Origin of the sequence: Microcystis sp. T1-4 (assembly GCF_000297435.1) — a bacterium.
Classification (GTDB): domain Bacteria; phylum Cyanobacteriota; class Cyanobacteriia; order Cyanobacteriales; family Microcystaceae; genus Microcystis.
The window spans coordinates 1-845 of the sequence record NZ_CAIP01000340.1; the positions used below are offsets into that span (position 1 = coordinate 1).

The following is an 845-nucleotide window of genomic DNA, read 5'->3' on the forward strand; positions in this document are numbered from 1 at the left end:
CACCCCAATTTATGAGAATAGAAACCTTAAAATCGGGTTTAATCGTCTCCTGTCAAGCGCCAGTGGAGTCATCTCTGCACGATCCTGTAATTATTGCCGCCATGGCTCATGCTTGTGTGGATAGGGGTGCTTGTGGGGTAAGAATTGATAGTCCCGCTCATCTGAAAGCCACCCGTCAACAATTGCCGGATATACCGATAATTGGACTCTGGAAACGCAATTATCCCGATTGTTCGGTATATATTACGCCCAAATATCAAGATGCTCTCGCCATTGCCGATGCGGGGGCCGATATAATTGCCTTGGATGCTACCCCCAGAAAGCGTCCTAATGATGAAAATTTAGCCACAATTATCGATCGTATTCATCGGGAAACTGGTAAATTAGTCATGGCAGATATAGACTCGATCGAAAGTGCTATTTATGCCGTGGCAGCTGGTGCTGATATTGTCGGTACAACTCTTTACGGTTACACAGAAGCGACTAAACATCTGCCACCGCCGAGTTTTTCTTTCCTAGAGGAATTAGTTAATAAGTTGTCAGTTCCTGTTATCTGTGAAGGAGGAATATCGACTCCAAAAGAAGCAAAAAAAGCCCTAGAAGTGGGTGCCTATTCGGTAGTTGTCGGCACGGCAATTACTGGGATTGATTTAAAAACTACCGCTTTTTTACAAGGAATTTTATCAAAAGATTAATGGGAGGGAAAAAAAACAAAAAGTTTAGCCGCACCTCCTAAAATACCGACAACCAAAGCGATTAAAATCCCCCGGTTTGTCAATTCCCGATAGGCAATCCCTGCGGTCAATCCGTTAATTTTTTCGTTACTACAATGGATAAACCCGTTA

Annotated in this window: 1 protein-coding gene and 1 pseudogene; one reads left to right on the plus strand and one right to left on the minus strand. The window is 43.3% G+C overall.

Annotated features, from left to right (window positions below):
* The first annotated feature begins 11 nt into the window (after positions 1-11).
* Positions 12-695, plus strand: coding sequence for an N-acetylmannosamine-6-phosphate 2-epimerase (locus MICAI_RS16960; protein WP_008205005.1), 684 nt, complete (start codon positions 12-14; stop codon positions 693-695).
* On the opposite strand, the pseudogene MICAI_RS16965 reads toward MICAI_RS16960, so the two are convergent.
* A pseudogene (locus tag MICAI_RS16965) lies at positions 692-845 on the minus strand (DUF4164 domain-containing protein); the annotation flags it as partial. The gene MICAI_RS16960 and the pseudogene MICAI_RS16965 sit on opposite strands and share 4 nt — an antisense overlap.

Coding starts and splice junctions, on each gene's coding strand:
- MICAI_RS16960 (WP_008205005.1), top strand. CDS start 12: ATGAGAATAGAAACCTTAAAATCGGGTTTAATCGTCTCCTGTCAAGCG.